Genomic DNA, 18,143 nt, shown 5'->3' on the forward strand with positions numbered 1-18,143 from the left:
GGGGTATTTTAGTTTTGTTAATGGGCGGTATTATACTGTTAAGTTTCTTCTTTAACGAAAACATGATCATTGCCCAGTATTTTTTACGCAAGGAAAATTCTGAAAAATCAGAAGTATGGTTGTTGAAAATTACCGATTACGAAAAACAACTGCACAAAAACCAGCATGGTTATTACAACCTGCTGATCGGTTTGATCGAATCACGCAAGGCGCCAATGAAATCAGAGAAGTATTTCAAGAAAGCTTTATCGCTGGGTATGAAAATGTCGCACAATACGGCTTTAGCCAAATTGAGCCTGGCAGGTATTTCAATGGCAAAGCGTAACAAGCGCGAAGCACAAATGTATTTATCAGAAGCTGCAAAGGATGATAAGAACAAATTGCTTACCGAACAGATCAAGATGATGAAAGGTCAGTTGGCACAGATGGATAAGCAGGTAGTAAGGGGCGGATATCGCCAGTTTTAAAAGAGAATAAGAAAAAAGGAATAAAAAATAAAAGGGACGCGATTTTCGCGTCCCTTTTATTTTTCTTCAATGGCGCTGAAATAATCAGGCGTAGCTGAATGGTTTTGATAAGGCTGAACGTAGCTGTCTGTGTATGATGAATATTCAGATTCTTCAGACGGGTTGGCCACTTCAACAAGTTTCAGTAAACTCCTGATGAACGAAAGGTTGAAGTTGCTCCTGTTAAGTTTGATCAGGTATTCGTTTTCGGTGATCTCCAATATTGAGTTGGTCATGATATTTTGTAATATATGTTTATTACAATAGTAGCTAACTCTTTTTAAATGAAAGTATTATTTTTTTTAAGCTTTTGTTAAGAAATTATAACCGCTGATTGGAGAGATTACGCTGATTGTGTTGGTTTCATGATGGGATGGGAGCCATGATTGTCTTGATTAAAGGATTTTATGATAAGATTGTAAAACTAAAATGGCCTGCAATTGTGCAGGCCATTTTTAATATCAGGGTAATCCTAAAATCCTACAAATCAAGGTTCTCTATGCAAACCATGCCATTACCTCTTCTTTGGTTGGCATGGTGATATCTAATTTTAATTTTTTACGCATTCCGCCAAGATCGTTAAATACCTTGTTGGGGTTAGCTGCTTTCAATTCTTCAACAGTATTAAAGCCCATTGCATTTAAAACCGGTACCCACTCGGTACGTACACCGATCTTTATAAAATCATCGGCAGTGGCTACTTTAGCTTTTTTCTCCGGGCGCATTTGCGGGAAGAACAATACTTCCTGGATGGTGCTTTGATTGGTCATCAGCATCACCAGCCTGTCTATACCGATACCTAAGCCTGATGTTGGCGGCATACCGTATTCAAGCGCGCGTAAAAAGTCATCATCCATGGCCATGGCCTCATCATCACCACGACCGGCCAGGATCAGCTGCTCTTCCAAACGCTCACGCTGGTCAATTGGATCATTTAGCTCAGAGTAAGCATTTGCAATCTCCTTACCGTTCACGAACAGCTCAAAGCGCTCAACCAGCCCTTCTTTAGTACGGTGCTTTTTGGCAAGCGGCGTCATTTCGATAGGGTAGTCGGTAATATAAGTAGGCTGGATCAGGTGATGTTCAACTTTAGCGCTGAAGATCTCATCGATCAGTTTGCCTTTACCCATGCTTGGGTTGATCTCTATTTTTAATTCGTTGCAAACTTCGCGCAGACCGGCTTCGTCCATCGCAGATACATCAATGCCTGTGTATTTCAGGATCGAATCATACATCGATAGTTTTTCGTACGGGCCTGCAAAGTTGATCTCGTTGTTGCCAACCTGTACAACCGGGATGCCGTGAACTGCCCTTGCAACGGTTTCGAGACATTCTTCAACCATGGCCATCATCCAGATGTAGTCTTTATAGGCCACATAGATTTCCATGGCGGTAAACTCCGGGTTGTGGGTACGGTCCATGCCCTCGTTACGGAACATTTTACCAAACTCATAAACACCGTCAAAGCCGGCTACGATAAGCCTTTTTAGGTAAAGCTCGTTAGCGATACGTAAAAACAGCGGCATATCAAGCGTGTTATGATGCGTAGCAAACGGACGGGCCGCTGCACCACCATGCACGGGCTGCAGGATAGGGGTTTCAACCTCCATCCATCCCTGGCCATTAAAGTAATTGCGCATAGCGCTGATCACTTTTGAGCGGTTAATAAAAATCTGTTTGTAATCGGGGTTAACCGTTAAATCCACATAACGCTGGCGGTAACGCAGCTCAGGGTCAGTAAAACCATCGTGGATGGTTCCGTCTTCTTCACGTTTTACAATCGGCAGTGGTTTCAATGATTTTGAAAGCACAACCAGCTCCCGTACGTGAACTGAGATCTCACCCGTTTGAGTGGTAAACACATAGCCTTTTACGCCAACATAGTCGCCGATGTCAAGCAGCTTTTTAAATACAGTGTTATATAAAGTCTTGTCCTCATCAGGGCAAATATCATCGCGTTTTATATATATCTGCACACGACCGGTTGAATCCTGTAACTCGGCAAATGAAGCACTGCCCATGATACGGCGGGTCATGATGCGACCTGCAATTACAACATCCTGGTAGGCCTCGGGTTTATCCTTAAAGTTATCGGCTATATCCTGTGCCCAGGCGTTAACATTAAAAGCTTCGGCTGGGTACGGGTTAATGCCCAATGCGCGTAGCTCCTGTAAAGATTTGCGGCGAAATATCTCTTGTTCGGATAATGCAATACTCATGTGATGAACGATATTTTAATAAAGGTGCAAAAATAGCGTTTTTAATGAGTTCTTTTTAATGAGATTGTGAATAGTGCTAAATGATAGGTTGTTCGACTCTTCATCCATACAAATCCACTACTTGTATCAAATATTTTACCCCTGTAAAATAATCGGTCTCAAAAACATATTACTTTAGCAAAACCATTATAGCACTCCATAAACCATGAAAAAACTACCTGCTCTCATCTTATTGATATCGGCATTGTCGGTTAAGGTATTAGCCCAGACGGAAACCACTTTGTACGACCCCAATACCAAACCCCAACTGGTTGCCAAACAATTCTCCTTTACCGAAGGGCCGGCTGTCGACAAGAAAGGCAATGTGTTTTTTACCGACCAACCTAATAACAAGATCTGGAAATATGATACCAATGGCAAGCTTTCTGTTTTCCTGGATAGTGCAGGCCGATCAAACGGGATGTATTTTGATAAAAAGGGCAACCTGATCAGTTGTGCCGATGCTGATGATCAGCTTTGGTCTATCAGCCCTAAAGGTAAGGTAACTGTTTTACTGAAAGATTACCAGGGACATAAATTCAACGGCCCTAATGACGTTTGGGTACGCCCTGACGGAGGCATCTACATCACCGATCCATACTACCAGCGCGATTACTGGACCCGCAAGCAACCGGACCTCGACGGACAAAAATTATACTTCCTGGCAAAAGGCAAAGCACCGGCTGTGATGGTTGATGATAAGTTTGTACGCCCTAATGGCATCATTGGTACGCCGGATGGCAAGACTTTATATGTTGCTGATATCGGCGATAATAAAACATATCGTTATGATATCAATAAAGATGGTACCTTATCTAACCGTACCCTGTTCATAGCTATGGGATGTGATGGCATGACCATAGATGAGCATGGCAATATTTATATGTGCGGCAAGGGCGTAACCATCGTTAACCCTAAAGGTGAAAAGATAGGCCATATAGATATTGACGAACCATGGACGGCCAATATCTGTTTCGGCGGCAAAAATAAGGACATCTTGTTTATGACAGCCTCAAAAGCTGTGTATGTTTTAAAAATGAATGTAAAAGGAGTGGATTGATCTCATCCACTATACTATCAGTAAGACATAAATAAAATAGGGATCATGCTGAGCTTATCGGAGCATGGTGGGCAGGGCCTCTGCGCGCGAGTCTTCGACAGGCTCAAACTGACAGGCCCCCTTTTGTCATTTCACCATTGGAGTTCACCGGATTTAAATACTCAGCAAGACAAACGCAAAACGGCAGGTGTTCAGCTTTTAAAAGTGTGAACACCTGCCGTTTTTTTGTAAATGGTATCGATTGATAATCAGGTATTTAGAAATAATGAAAAATGTCAGATAAGCTGGACTGAACGGTTTATTGTTGATAGTCAGCGAGTTGTGAAAATGAATTTTAAAAAGCTGAACACTCGTTTTTAAAAAACTGAACACTCTAAAAACACCAACAAAAAAGCCGGAGGTATGTAGTACCCCCGGCTTTTCTTTTTCAAACTATTAGCTTTTATGATCCTGAAGCCCCGGTATCTACCTTAACTTCAAGCGCTGTCCTAACCGAAGCAGGCAGGCTGGACAGCAGGGTATAACCTGTTGCAGTTTCAATAGCCTTAACTGTGGTAATATATTTAGTCCAGTCAGAATTGATGGTGTTGATATTAGGTGTGTTTACCGCAATAACCCTTGTTGAAGTGGTAACCCTTGCTACATCGCCATCTCCTTTAGGGATGATCAGTGCAACTTTCCAAACATTGCTTGGTACGTTTACGTGGCCACTGTTAATAGTGTTTGCAGAACCGTTTGATCCGGTCCCCCCGGTACCATAGCTACCCATAATAATATAAACCTCGTTACCGGCAACTACCTGCTCACGCAAATAATTTTCAAGATTGGCCCAGGTTTGCTGATTGTTTTGCGGAGCTTGCGGTATCATATTAGTCATCAGGAAGGTTGCTGAGTTAGCATCAGTTGAGCTGGTACGATCTGCCGATGGACAATTATGTCCCCTGTCGAACCCGCTGCCTGAGTAGCTGTTGCTCTCCACCTGGTACCAGCCTGTTGGCAAGCCGCTCCAACCCGCAAAGTTATCTAAACGACTGGTAGCGTTGGTGGTATTAGTGGCGTCAAGGTGCCAGCTAACCCAGTTTGGCTCACCTTTGGTAGCGTTGTATGATTCTACATAATACTTCTGGTCTATAAGGTAATTATCCATCGAAGCCAGTGTAGAAAGTGCGTTTGAAGGGTTGCCGAAAAGCAGGTTACTGTTATCGCCGCTTGCAGGCGGCGCATCAGCACCGGCAGTAACATCACGTGGGGTTGATGCACTTGAACCGCCGGCAGTATCGCCACTGCCGGTATCAGGCGTGCCAACGGTTATACCCGGATCACCGGTTCCCTTAAAGGTAATATCATCAATATTGATGCGGGTTGTACCTGCCTTTTTGATCTCGAACCTAACTTTACCTGTAACACTCACTTTAAATGAGTCGGTTACCAGCGTGGTATTGGTTTCGGTAATATCTGCGCCTACCTGGGCGTAAGTCGTTCCGCCATCGGTCGACATTAACAACTGCCATGTTGATGTGGCATCGGTACCATATTTACCGTGTTTTATATACAAAGTTTTAAGTCCATTGATATCGAAATTCATGGCGATATCCCCGGTACGGATCCTTACCGATTTGCTGCCATCTTTTAGGTCGGCAGCAAGGTTGCCTATTAATGCATCGTTAAAATTCCAGCTACCAGTGCTTAAAGCTACGTCGGCAGCTGCATAGGCGGTTTTACTTCCTTGTTCAAAATCCTCGGTAATGGTGTAAGGAACCGGGACGGGAGTGGTTGTTACCGTAGTGTCACCATTTTTAGGTGGGGTAGGCGAGTTTTTGAGGTCTTTGGAACATCCGGCAAAGGTTAAGGCTAAACCCAGGCCGATAAGCAGGTTGTTAATTTTCATAAGTGTTGTTTTTTTATGATAGATAAATACAAAGCACAGCCAATGCGTTTACGCTGTGCAAATTTTTTAACTGGAAAGATTCAGGAGGATAGAAACCAGGAGCATGCATTTACATGCTCCTGGTTATAAGTATTACGATTGCGGAACTACGAAGTTTGTTCCGTTGAAAACGAAAGCTTTGCTTGTGTTTGAGGTTGTACCTTTGTAATAAGTTGTATAGGTAACCACAAATTTTTGATTTGGAAGCGCTGTTGCTTTAAACTTCTCTGTCAATACAGCAATTATCGCCGCATTTAAGTCGTCTGGGCTCCAATAAGTAGCATCGGTAGTAGCGCTGATGTTAAAGTCAGGGTATTTGGCTACATTATCCCTTGCGGCTTGTGTTCCGGCTGTAGATTGCGTGCCGATATACACATAATCAGCGGCAGCAAGCGTGTAGTTTACAGTACTGCTGGCAACCCATTTACCGGCTACGCGTTCAAACGATAAAGTTCTTGGTGTTGCACCTGCAACCCAATTATTGCCGTCAAACGCGTATGCAGTAACTTTTTGATAATCGGTGCCATCATAATAGTTATAGCTTACATATAAGATATCGCCAATTTTAGCTGTTGCCGAAACTGTCAGATCGGCCTTTAAAAGGGCATTGATATAAGTATTGATATTGTCTTTATCTGCGGCAAGAAACTCATTATGGCTTGAACGACCTATTGAAAGGTACTGTGCAGGCGATAACAAGTAGATTTGTTGCCATGCGCTGTTCAGATAAAGGTAACCAAAGGTTTGTACCGATACGCTCCCCGCGTAATAGTTAAAGGTAAGTACAGCAAGCTGATTTGCCTTTGGCGACGAAGTGTTTGGCCCATAAGGTAACCATGAAAGTATTTGCGACGCGCTAAAGTCGGTGTATTTGTTGCCTGGTAACAGCAAATAATCGGCGTTGGTAAGTGTATAAGCTACTTTGCTATAAAGGCTATCGGCCACTTTTATTACCGGGGTGCCTACATTAAATGTTATGCTGGCAGTTGAGCCATCGTCAACACGCGGGTATTCGGCTGCAAGTATGGCGGGTATGCTTTGTTTGCCATCATCGTCTGATTTAAACACATGATTTTTATAGCCGTAAGTAGAAGTGTCAAGTTTTCCATAATCCACCGAGGTTAATGTTTGTGTCAAACTGGCCTTGTGTACAGGTTGTGCATTAGGAATAACCGGTTGCTTTTGACAAGCCGTAAATGCCAGCGCCAATAACGTTAATGAATAATATATCTTTTTCATTGTTGTCAGTATTAAAATTTAACTTTTATGGTTGATGTAAATGTTCTGCCTAAGCCGTAGTAAACGTTGACATTGGCTGGCAAACCGGTAGCATTCGTATCAAAAGAGTCGGAAATGAATTTGGTATTCAATAGGTTAACTACGTTGCCGATCAGGTAGGAGTCAAGCCCGGCTATTTTGAATTTGAAAACACCGTTCACGTCCCAAACCGAATAGTTTGGCAGCTTATAAGGAGTTAAATTAGGTTTGGTGATGTTTGAAAAAAGAAAGTTTGAATAGTAATTGGCTATATAGTTGTAGTTTGTCCCCAACCTTAAGGCCGGCAATACGTCGATATCCAAATGGAAACCTGCGGTGGTTTGTCCGGCATCGCCAACTTTTAAACCTTTCAGGTAAACTTTGCCAACGGTAGCAACAACTTGTTGCTGGCTGTTATACACTGTAGCAGGGCCTGCATCTGAGGTATAATGCCAGTCGCCGTATGAAAACATACCACCAACAGTTACAGCTTTAACCGGCTTGTAGGTAAGCTCAAGCTCGGCACCCTGGTGCAATTCATTCACGCCAGAGATATTTACGCTATACAACTGGTTGGTTTTGGTATCGCCATATGAGTTTGAGAAAGACTCATCGCTGTAGTTTGACCTGTACAGGTTTAATTTAGCGCTGAAGTTTGAGATCTTATAACCATAACCCAACTCATAGCTGAACAGTTTTTCGCTTACTGTGCTGTGGTTAATGTTATTGGTAAACTTCTGGAAAACGTTATCAAAGTACGGTGGTTTGGTAATATAACCTACGTTGGCAAATATGTTCATCTGATCGTTCAGGTTATAATTTGCGCCGGCTTTGGCCTGGTAGGTGAAAAAGCTAACGTAAGGGCTTTTTTGGTTTGGATCGCTGTTAAGGTAGTTAAACATGTCAACGCGTTTATCGGCAGTGCCCGAACCTGAAAGGGTAACAAAAGCAGAGAAATTATTTTTTAAGTATTCAGCTTGCATAAATGCACCACCCGATTGCACATAATCCTTATTGTAGTAGCCAAATTTATCGCCAACTACAGCTCTTTTCTGAGGATCATTAATGTCGCCCGAGGCGCTTCCTACCGCTGTATTACCTGTATATGCAGCATACACATAATCGGCACCTAATAAATCGGTTACTTCTTCATAGTGCGTGCCTTTGTACGACCTTAAATCAATACCGGCCGAAAAGTCGATGTCATTACCAAAACGGGTACGATAGGTGCTTCGTGCACCATACCAGGTATGGTCATTATGTGCCGAGTAAAAATAGGTGCTGGCCGAACCATCAGGGTTTGCCGCATTGCTTTTTTCAACCGCGGTAAAATCAAACGGCGAGTAGAAATTGCTTACCCTTACCGGGTTGGTATTGCCACCTATTGAACCGCCGCCGCCTGTGCCATAAGTGGCATATAAAACGGTTGATAAACTTGATTTTTCATTAATGGTCCACTCGTGGTTTAATGAAAATACAGGTTTGCTGAATGTGTTGTTATACGGATTGATCTGTTTGCCGTCTTTAACGCCCAGGTAGTAATTCCATTCAATTCCCTGCGGTGCATTTTGGTACTCGGCAATTGAGCGTTGAGGCCTTTGACCGTGAGTTTGTGTAGCGCCCATTAATGAGAACGACAAAGTTTGGCTCGGGCTCAATACTTTTGATAAATTGAAGAAGTAGTTGTATCCTAAATAGTTAAGACCATCGGCAAAACCATCGCCTTTGTTACGGCTTCCCTGGAAAGTCATGGCCCAGCCTTTATCATTCAAGCCGGTAGATACCAGTACTGCAGTTTTCTGCAGGTTGTCGCTACCGTATGACTGGGCTATATAACCGCCTTTTTCCATATCAGTGTTGCGGGTAGTGATATTAATGGTACCGCCAAATGAAGGAACTATAATTTTTGACGCACCTAAACCGCGTTGAATTTGTACAGAAGTAGTTACATCGGTAAGTCCTGACCAGTTTGACCAGAAGATTGAACCGTTCTCCATATCATTAACCGGGATCCCGTTGATGGTTAAGGCCACATTGCCTTTTTTAGAGCCGCTTGAGAAACCCCTGATGCTAATACGCGAATCGCCATAGCCACCGCCCTGGGCAGTTGCCATTACGCCCGGAGTACCCTGCAAAAGCTGAGGGATATCCCTTGTGCCCATTTTTTCTTCAATAAACTGCTGATTAATGGTCGACGCGGCGATAGGTGTTTTGCGGTCAACGGCCACATCGCCGGTTATTACTACTTCCTTCATGGAATTGGCGCTTGACTGCATGGTGATTACACCAAGATCGCTGACACCTGAAAGTGTTACCTCTTTGGTAACGTAACCGATATATGATATCACAAGAACGGTGCCCTGCTCTGAGCCGGTATTAAGTTTAAATGTACCGTTTAAGCTGGTGGTAGTGGCTTTAGTAGTACCTTTAAGTCCTATTGAAGCTCCTATTAAAGGCTCTTTTGTATCGGCGTCAACAACCTTACCGGTGTATACGGGAGCCGGTGCACTGGTATTGTTTTCGGCCGCTTTGGTGTTTTTTTCCTTAATTACAATGGTATGCCCCACAATAACATAGGTAACCGGCTGGCCTTTAAATACCCTGTCGAGCACTTTTGTTAAAGCTTCGTTTTTTACATTTAACGATACCTTATTGCTGCCGGCAAGCAGTTCGGTTTGCATGAAAATGTCATAGCCGCTTTGCTGCTCAATTTTGTTCAGTACCGTTTGGAGGCTGCTGTTCTTTTCGGCTAAAGTGATGTTTTGGCTGAAACTTTTGGCGCTGAGATGCAGGCAAACTGCAAATAACAGGACGGCGATAAGCTTTATCCGCATAATAAATTTTCTTTTTGTATCCGGGCTTATCCGGAAAAAACCTTTTGTAGCGTTTTTGAATTTATTTACCCGGCCATGCTTGTGTACAGGCACAGGAAATGTAGAAAAATCCATATTTTTGTTGTGGGTTGATTAGTTTAAAAAGTATTTAGTCGATATGATTTGGATAATGTTCGCCCGAAAAAACAGCCGGAGGTGGTCGCAACACTTTCGGTTTTTTTATGGGCCAACGTTTAGTAAACCGGCCTTGCCGTTTACCGCATATTGGATTTTGTTATGATTTTACTATAATCTTCCTCCCGTTAATTGTGAAGTTTAAGCCGCTTGTTTTAAGGATCTCAAATATTTGCGACACGGGTACATTGCGCGATATGCGCCCCATGTAATGCTTTTGTGCTGTTTTACCCTGGTATTCTACATCCACATCATACCAGCGGGATAACTGGCGCATAATGGTTTGCAGATCGGTATTGCTGAAAATAAATTTTCCATTTTTCCAGGCTACTGCTTCATCAATATTAGCATTTTCATTGATGTCGATGTTGTTTAAAGTATTGACAGCCTGCTGACCCGGTTTTATTTTAACCGACTGGCCGGTATTGCGGGTAATCCTCACACTGCCTTCAAGCAGGGTGGTTTTGGTTGCACCTTCATCGGTGTAGCTGTTGATATTGAAATGGGTACCCAAAACGGTAACTGTTTGGCTTGCAGTTTTTACATTGAAAGGTTTTGAAGGATCTTTGCTTACCTCAAAATAAGCCTCGCCGGTAAGCTCAACACGGCGTTCGTTGCCGGTAAAAGCGGTTGGATACTTTAGCGATGATGCAGCATTTAACCAAACTCTTGTGCCGTCGGGCAAAACAACCTGGTATTGGCCGCCGCGCGGGGTAGCCAGCATATTCATGGCAATAGTTTCGGCAGGAGCAGGGGCAGCCGGGTTTTGAGCTTCATCGGTAGCTTCATAAACCACCTTACCGTTTTCATCTTCTTTAATTACTGCATGTTGCTGACTGGCGATCCGGCCGTGTTTAGCGCTATCCAAAACTATAGTTGAGCCATCGGCCAATGTAAGTACTGCTTTGTTGGTCCCGGGTGGAAGATCCTTATACTGGTTAGCCAGGCTTTGCGGATGTTTAATATCCTGACGTTTATTTAATGTAATAGTTAAAGCAGCCAGCAACACAACAGCAGCAGCATAAGCAATCCATCGTGGCTTGCCTGTTTTGTTTTTAAACCCCGTTCCCTTACGGATCTTTGTCCAGGCCTGGGCTTTATCATTTACAGAAAAGGTTTCCAGCTCATTGTTGAGCAAGTGTTCGTTGGTCAATTTTTTGAATAATTCCTGGTTGCGTGTATCAGCCTCAATCCATTGATCAAGCTGGAGTTTTTCCTGGTCGCTCAGCTCGTTTCGCATATATTTTGCGATCAGCTGGCCCAGGTCAAAGTATGAGTCGTAATTATTCATTTTTCCTTTTCGTACATAAAGACACCTTCATTTAAAAAGTGGATAAAGGCGGGGGCATATTTTTTTATTTTTTTTTAGATCTGTTTAAATTTGATTGTTTTTGAATGTAGTGGAAGACGCGTCACATGCGTCTTCCACGTGCAATTTCCGACGGAATTAGAAGCCGTTTAAATCGGCCTGTCCGCCGGGAGACGCATGTGATGCGTCTCTACAAAAAACTTCACCGTCCCATCAGGGTCTCTCGCAGATTTAAGTTGATCCACAAAATTCACCAACCTGAAAGTTCAATAGGAGGCACCTACGGAGCCCCAAAATGTGCTTTTTAAAGCTATAAACACGTGGCCCCGCTGGGGCCGGCAAGGTTTTGCAACATAATCTGGTATTAATTGAGATGCTTAAGGACAGATGCACCAGAGGTGCAAAAGGTTTGTAGCATAAAAAGTATAGAAATACCCTTTGCTCCAGAGGAGCAAAACAAAACACCTTGTTGATTAGACAACAAAACAATTTTGTGGGTTAACTTAAATCTGCCAGAGACCCTAAGGGAACATGAACAAGAGTTTATTATCGTGCCCTAAAAGCTTTCTGATCGTATGATTTCTTACTGGTAGTCAATTGGCTGCCGTAGTTCATCAATTATATTTCGGTTCGCCGAAAACGGTGGTTATCTTTAAGTATGAAAGGATTATGATTGAGCCTTGTTATAACCTTTTCAGGATTCGGTTATGCTGGAGAAATAGAACAACTGGTTTAAACAAAAGATGAAAAAAAGATTTAAAATTTCGATCACAGGAAATACGTGGATCAAGGGGATCCTGGTAGTTTTGGCATTGTTAACAGGCGTTCATTTCTCCTGGGCGCAGGATCTTAATCTATATAAAAAAGCGCTGTTTATTAATGGCAAAGACACGTTACCTTACAGGATATTATATCCGGAAAGCTATGACCCCGGAAAGTCATACCCCTTGATTGTTTACCTGCATGGTGCGGGCTTCAGAGGAAATGATAATGAACAGCAACTTGGCGGAAGTAGCAGGTATTACGGAGCCGGCAAGGATTTTTTAAATGATTCGGTGCGGAAAAAATATCCTGCACTGGTAGTTTTTCCGCAATGTCCTGCGGACAGCATGTGGTTCAAAATTCCTCCGGGACCGCCGTACGATACAACAGCAGCGTTTAACCATAAGATGAATACCCTGGCACTTTCAACACCAGAACGGATGGTGAAACTTTTAATTGACAGTTTGGCTAAACATAAAATCGCCGACAGAAAAAGAATTTACCTGGGCGGCACTTCACTTGGCGCCTTTGGCACTTATGATTTGATAGTCCATTATCCAAACTTTTTTGCGGCCGCTTTCCCTATCTGCGGGCAGGCCAACGTTATGCTATATCCCAAAAGGGCAGCTAAGGTACCGGTGTGGATATTTCACGGCGCGGCCGATGATGTTATTAACCCCTGGCCCGATAGGAGCCTGATCAAAGCGTTACAACAAAGCGGTGCGAAAAACGCAAAATACACAGAATACCCAGGCTTAAAACATGACATTGAAGCCAAAGTGTTTGCTGAACCCGGGCTGTTCCCTTGGCTGTTTTCGTTTAAGAAATAGCGTAGAATATTTTTGTAGAGACGCATAATTGCGTCTCCCGAAGGACAAGCCAATTTCAAAAGCATCTCGGCTGCCGTAAATTGCAAGCGTGAGACGCAATTATGCGTCTCTACATTCAAAAACTATCGTTTTTAAACAGCTTCTTAGAACCTACACATACATCAATTTATCGTTGACAAGACAATAACACCTGATCATCACTACTTGTAACACAAAGATATTTTTAAAACTTCATAAGCCTTTCCTGTGTATCTTTAGGAAATAAACTCCTATCTGCTTATGAAAATATCGAAATACCTGCATTCTTGCCTGCTTTTTGAACTCGATGGTTATCAGTTGCTGTTTGATCCGGGAAAGTTTTCTTTTGCGGAGGGTTTAGTTACGCCGCAAATGTTTGGCGATGTGAAAAGTATTGTGATCACGCATATCCACCCCGATCATTTTGATATCGACATTTTAAAAAGCATTGTTGAATTAAGCGGCGCGGTGGTTATTACCAATTCGCAGGTAGGTAAAGAATTGGATAAGGTCAATATAAAATATACACTTCTTGAAGAGGGCACTCATCGTGCGGGGCCGTTTAAACTCCAGGCTTTTCCGGTAAGGCATGAGCTGATCATGGATAATCCGCTGCCGCAGATGACAGGCTTCCTGATCAATAATAAAGTGTTGCACCCCGTTGATTCGATGGAAGAAAAGCTATTGAATTTTAAAGGGATCGAATTACTGATCATGGTTACCATGGCACCGTTTGCCAATGAACCCACAATTTCGGCCTTTGCTGATGAACTGCACCCCAAACAGATCTTCCCGGTACATGATGGTTACGCTAAGGATTTTTTTATCATCCAGCGTTACGCTGCCTACAAAAAGCATTTCGACAAGCAAGGCATCAAATTTCATGAAATTTATAAAGTAGGGGACGGGATAAGTTTGTGAAATATTGTAGAGACAGACGCATCACATGCGTCTGTCGATTTGTAGGGCACCTATAAAAAAGAAACCCCCGCCGAGAGGCGGGGGTTCTTTGCGGGCTCAGCCTCCTGCTAAGCCGACCCGCGTTAACCTTATCACACTGCTAAGGTGAGGATTAATAATGAAGAAAACATGAACATTAATTGCCGTTAATTTTTCATCTTAGCGAAAAACATAAATTTAGCTAATGCAGAAACCCGATAGCCTCATTTTTGATATGGACGGAACCCTTTGGGATGCCGTTGACACCTACGCCCAATCATGGAACCTGATATTTCAAAAGCTTGATATTCAAAGAACTATTAAACGGGATGAGCTGCTGCACGTGATAGGTATGGATGGCAAAAAGCTTACCAGGGTACTGCTGCCAGAATTTGATGAAGAAAAGGGCATGGAGATCTACAATGCAGTAAACCAGGTAAGGCGCGAAATATTACCTACCAGCGGCGGCGTTATGTACAAAGGGGTTACCGAAGGTTTAAAGCAATTAGCCGCCAAATACAAGCTTTTTGTATTAAGCAATTGTGCTGTGGGGATTATCCCGCTGTTTTTAACCTGGGCAGGCATTAATGAAGTTATTACGGATAGCATGGCCTATGGTACCAATCAGATGCCTAAAAACCACAATATGCATTTGCTCATGGATAAACACAATTTACAAAACCCGGTTTACATAGGCGATACCAATGGCGATGCCGAACAAACACGCCTTGCAGGCATCCCGTTTGTGTTTGTTAGCTATGGCTTTGGCAATACCGATGATTATGATAATAAGTTTGATGATTTTGAATCGTTAGCCCAATATTATTTGAGTTTGTAAGTTTAGTTTACATGAAAAGCGTATCACTGCTTCTTTTATTTCTTACCACCCTGTGTGGTTCGGCATTTGGCCAGCATGCTACCGTTGAATCTGAAGAATGGCTCACCGAAGACCTGGGCTATCTTTACTTTAATGAGGGCAAAGTTCATTTTAACTTAGATGGCTTTAAGAAGCATGAAAATAAATATAAGATAGAGCATGATACGCTTAAAATAATTGATACGTACACTACCAGTTCAGATAATTTTAAGCAACAGCATATTGATGTTTCTAAATTTATCATCAATTATTTCGACGGCAAAAAATTGACCATTAAGGCTGTTAATGAAAGTGCCATAAAATTAGCGGGGCGACCTCCCTTACAGTTTAAAAATTATAAAGCCAGTTTTGATAACGGCGTCAAATTTTCAAAGCTTCGTTTCATGTCCTCAACCTGTTATGGCGGTTGTCCCCAATTGCTCATCAATATTTGGGCCGATGGTACCTATCGTTTAAAAGGAGGCGAATTTGCTGATCCTTATAAGGGGGATTATGCTGGTAAACTCAGCAAACTCCAACTCGATAGCCTGAACTATTGGCTGAAACATAGCGAATTAAAAAAGATGTACGATTGGAAACAGGGGAGCCAGGTTACAGATGCAGCTAATTATTACCTGGATATCGATTTTGAAAACAACAAAGACAAGCTTACACTAAATACCAACGACCCACCTTTCAACCTAACCGGTTTGATGAACTTTTTAGTGGAGTCTTTCAAAAAAGTAAGCCTTACAAAAATTAAAGAGGGGGAGAAGCAGGCAAATTGAACAAGCTTGTTGAGGTGTATAAATATTTGCCGGGCAGCTAAGTTTTTGTAGCTTAGTTAACAAATAAAACCTCCGATGAAAGCAAAAACAAAATTTATTATCGTATTTATATTGCTGTTGATTTTGGCCGGCTTCTTTTACTACCGCTATTATTTTGTTTTTGGCGAAGGAACCAAGGCGGGCACCATGAACTATTTTGTGAAAAAAGGCTACGTTTTTAAAACCTATGAAGGCCGCTTAATTCAAAGCGGAATCCGCACACAGGTAACCGGCGGCACAATTGGCTCCAATGAATTTATGTTTTCTGTAACCGACGAAAAAGTGGCTAAGCAACTGAGCAGTAATGCCGGCTCATTTTTAGAACTTCATTATAAAGAATACCTGCACACGCTGCCATGGAGAGGCGTAAGCGTTTTTGTGGTAGATAGCGTGGTTTCGGCCAAACCACTTGCGCCAGGTATGTAATAAAATATTAAGCTACAACCTTGGTTAAACAGTTACAAGGTTGTAGTTTAATTCGCCGTTTTGTTTGGTGATCTTTACCATGCCGCGGGCAAATAAATAGTCAAGTACTTCAGCAGCATTTTTTTCATGGGTAAACGTATTTACCGATGGTTCATATTCCCTCAATTTTACAGCGATATCGGCAACAGTGACTTGTTTTAATTGCGAAAGCGTGTAGATCACCTTATCCTGGGTGCAGGTAACCTTAGCGTAATGATCAGGCACACGGCATGCCGAAAAAAATGATTGATTTGAATTGTTCATCTGCTTAAATAACTATTAATTATCATCAGGCATTAACCGTATCTCTTAACGATTTAACGGTGTCATGCGCTTTTTTTAAACCTTCCAAATGGTTATTAAGCAAGGCAACAACCTGCTCGTCTTCCCATATCAGCTCCTTATCATCAAGTGCGGCGCGGTAAGCTTTTTTAGCTATATCCTCACCGTATTCACAATCTGAAAGGATACCATGCCTGTCTTTACTTATAAAAACCGACTTCACATCCATCCAGGTATGATAAAATTTGCCCGAAAGGGAGGTGCCGTCTGTAGGATCGCCGCCTAATACATGAATGTATTCGCGTATTCCACTAACGTAACTTTTGCTTTGATCAATATACTCATTAAAAAGTAAATTCAATCCGGTTTCATCAACAGCCTCGGCGGCTTTCTGATAACCGGCTATCCTGTCGTTATTTATTTTGATCAGATCATTCAATGCTGAGATCTGGTGTTGTACGTGTTGTAGGACTCCCATGGTTATTATTGTTTTGTTATAATAAATAACATAGCTTATGGGTTAATGTTTTTTTATTTTAGTTAGATATCGGGTTGTTGGATTATCAATTAATAATACAACGGGATGAATCGGCGGCCGGATGAGACGGCCACCGTCAGGGTTCATCCCGAGGAGGGGTAAAACTTATTTAGTTGATGTGTTAAGCTTGTTATTATGCAACGTTTTGCTTTTGAGTAAACTGTTCTACTTTTTTCAGTAGCTCGTCCATTTCAAAAGGCTTGGCCAAAAAATCGTTGGCACCTGCCGCAATCGCCGATTCGCGTACATCGCGGCTTGCGGATATCATAATGACTGGAATATCTTTGGTTAGCTCGCTTTCTTTGAACTTTTTGCAGATATCGCGCCCGTCTTCGCCACTCATCCAGATATCCAGCAGTAGCAGGTCGGGAAGGTTTTTTTTCATTTCAAGCACGGTAGTGCCGTCAACGGTTGATGTTACCTCGTAGCCTTCAAATTCAAGCAGCATTTCCACGGCATCAACAATACCGGGATCATCATCTGCGATCATGATTTTTTTGTTCTTTGTATCCATCTTAGGCGTAAGGGCTTGGTTAAACCCTCTGAAATTATATGTAATAAACTAACCTACTTGTAAAATGATCCAGCCAAAAATTAACTGTTAGTATCATCTACAGGTAATGCAAAGCAAAAAGTAGACCCTTTGCCTTCAACGCTGTTTACCCACATTCTGCCGCCTTCGCGCTTAATAATTTCTGATGAGATGTATAATCCTAACCCCAAACCGGGGAAAGTATGCTGCTTATTCCCACTTACCCGGTAAAACTGCTCAAACACCCGGTCCTTCTTTTCCTCGGGGATGCCGATACCGAAATCCTGTACACAAACAATGGCCTCATTGCTTTCGCGGCGTGTGGTAATAATGATGGTATCAGTATGCGGCGAATACTTGATAGCATTTGTAATCAGGTTAGTGATAACCTGGCTAATGCGGTCTTTGTCTGAATATATTCTGCCTGTTTGGGAAAAGTTTTGTATGAGCTTATGTTTTTGAGTGGTGTGCTGCAGATCTTCTATAGTTTCCTGCAGGGCCTCATTAAAATCGAACCATGTTTTATTGAACTGTAACCTGCCCGAGTTGATCTTGGTAACATCCAGCAAATCGCCGATGAGATTGGTAAGGCGGTTGATTTGGGCATCCATCCGCAGCACCATTTCGGCCTTTTTTTGTTCGCCCTCTTTGGTAAGCATGGCGCCAAGCACCTGGGCATATGCTTTTATGCTGGTAACAGGGGTTTTCAACTCATGGCTTGCAATGCCCAAAAAGTCATCCTTTTGACGCTGAAGCTGTTTCTGCTCAT

Annotated in this window: 17 protein-coding genes; 7 read left to right on the forward strand and 10 right to left on the reverse strand. The window is 42.5% G+C overall.

The features are described 5' to 3' along the window. A partial coding sequence (locus VF500_RS04365; protein WP_330858507.1) for a DUF2892 domain-containing protein occupies positions 1–467 on the forward strand: 467 nt, incomplete at its 5' end. Positions 468–523: 56 nt separating this feature from the next. On the opposite strand, the gene VF500_RS04370 is transcribed toward VF500_RS04365, so the two are convergent. Further along, complete coding sequence (locus tag VF500_RS04370; protein ID WP_090527160.1) at positions 524–742, reverse strand: hypothetical protein; 219 nt, start codon at positions 740–742, stop codon at positions 524–526. A 261-nt stretch (positions 743–1,003) separates the two neighbouring features. Beyond that, positions 1,004–2,725 (reverse strand): lysine--tRNA ligase, encoded by a 1,722-nt coding sequence (gene lysS / locus VF500_RS04375; protein WP_330858508.1) that lies wholly within the window; start codon positions 2,723–2,725, stop codon positions 1,004–1,006. Positions 2,726–2,930: 205 nt separating this feature from the next. Here lysS and VF500_RS04380 point away from each other — a divergent pair, with 205 nt between their 5' ends. Next, complete coding sequence (locus VF500_RS04380) at positions 2,931–3,824, forward strand: SMP-30/gluconolactonase/LRE family protein (RefSeq protein ID WP_330858509.1); 894 nt, start codon at positions 2,931–2,933, stop codon at positions 3,822–3,824. A gap of 442 nt (positions 3,825–4,266) precedes the next feature. Here the strand turns inward: VF500_RS04380 and VF500_RS04385 are convergent, their stop codons facing one another. The 4 genes from VF500_RS04385 to VF500_RS04400 form a co-directional block, all read right to left on the reverse strand. Further along, positions 4,267–5,712 (reverse strand): DNA/RNA non-specific endonuclease, encoded by a 1,446-nt coding sequence (locus tag VF500_RS04385; RefSeq protein ID WP_330858510.1) that lies wholly within the window; start codon positions 5,710–5,712, stop codon positions 4,267–4,269. A gap of 132 nt (positions 5,713–5,844) precedes the next feature. Continuing rightward, positions 5,845–6,990, reverse strand: coding sequence for a hypothetical protein (locus VF500_RS04390; protein WP_330858511.1), 1,146 nt, complete (start codon positions 6,988–6,990; stop codon positions 5,845–5,847). An 11-nt stretch (positions 6,991–7,001) separates the two neighbouring features. After that, on the reverse strand, positions 7,002–9,956 hold the full coding sequence (locus tag VF500_RS04395; RefSeq protein ID WP_330858512.1) for a TonB-dependent receptor: 2,955 nt from the start codon (positions 9,954–9,956) through the stop codon (positions 7,002–7,004). Between the two features lie 160 nt (positions 9,957–10,116). Beyond that, positions 10,117–11,307: a FecR family protein gene (locus tag VF500_RS04400; protein ID WP_330858513.1), complete on the reverse strand. Its 1,191-nt coding sequence runs from the start codon at positions 11,305–11,307 to the stop codon at positions 10,117–10,119. 761 nt (positions 11,308–12,068) lie between these two features. Here VF500_RS04400 and VF500_RS04405 point away from each other — a divergent pair. The 5 genes from VF500_RS04405 (at position 12,069) to VF500_RS04425 (ending at position 15,983) form a co-directional block, all read left to right on the forward strand. After that, positions 12,069–12,917, forward strand: a complete 849-nt coding sequence (locus tag VF500_RS04405) for an alpha/beta hydrolase-fold protein (protein ID WP_330858514.1) — start codon at positions 12,069–12,071, stop codon at positions 12,915–12,917. Between the two features lie 279 nt (positions 12,918–13,196). After that, positions 13,197–13,856, forward strand: coding sequence for an MBL fold metallo-hydrolase (locus VF500_RS04410; RefSeq protein WP_330858515.1), 660 nt, complete (start codon positions 13,197–13,199; stop codon positions 13,854–13,856). Positions 13,857–14,079: 223 nt separating this feature from the next. Beyond that, entirely contained in the window at positions 14,080–14,712 is a 633-nt protein-coding gene (locus tag VF500_RS04415) for an HAD family hydrolase (RefSeq protein WP_330858516.1), read from the forward strand. 11 nt (positions 14,713–14,723) lie between these two features. Further along, on the forward strand, positions 14,724–15,518 hold the full coding sequence (locus tag VF500_RS04420; protein ID WP_330858517.1) for a DUF6438 domain-containing protein: 795 nt from the start codon (positions 14,724–14,726) through the stop codon (positions 15,516–15,518). A gap of 75 nt (positions 15,519–15,593) precedes the next feature. Then, positions 15,594–15,983 (forward strand): hypothetical protein, encoded by a 390-nt coding sequence (locus VF500_RS04425; protein WP_330858518.1) that lies wholly within the window; start codon positions 15,594–15,596, stop codon positions 15,981–15,983. A 24-nt stretch (positions 15,984–16,007) separates the two neighbouring features. Here the strand turns inward: VF500_RS04425 and VF500_RS04430 are convergent, their stop codons facing one another. The 4 genes from VF500_RS04430 to VF500_RS04445 all read right to left on the reverse strand — a co-directional run. Further along, on the reverse strand, positions 16,008–16,286 hold the full coding sequence (locus tag VF500_RS04430) for a hypothetical protein (RefSeq protein ID WP_330858520.1): 279 nt from the start codon (positions 16,284–16,286) through the stop codon (positions 16,008–16,010). 25 nt (positions 16,287–16,311) lie between these two features. Continuing rightward, positions 16,312–16,782, reverse strand: a complete 471-nt coding sequence (locus VF500_RS04435) for a PA2169 family four-helix-bundle protein (RefSeq protein WP_330858521.1) — start codon at positions 16,780–16,782, stop codon at positions 16,312–16,314. 193 nt (positions 16,783–16,975) lie between these two features. Beyond that, positions 16,976–17,332, reverse strand: a complete 357-nt coding sequence (locus tag VF500_RS04440; protein ID WP_330858522.1) for a response regulator — start codon at positions 17,330–17,332, stop codon at positions 16,976–16,978. A gap of 104 nt (positions 17,333–17,436) precedes the next feature. After that, on the reverse strand, positions 17,437–18,143 hold a 707-nt coding region (locus VF500_RS04445), incomplete at its 5' end, for a HAMP domain-containing sensor histidine kinase (protein WP_330858523.1).

The sequence above is a fragment of the Mucilaginibacter sp. genome, assembly GCF_036383575.1.
Taxonomy (GTDB): domain Bacteria; phylum Bacteroidota; class Bacteroidia; order Sphingobacteriales; family Sphingobacteriaceae; genus Mucilaginibacter.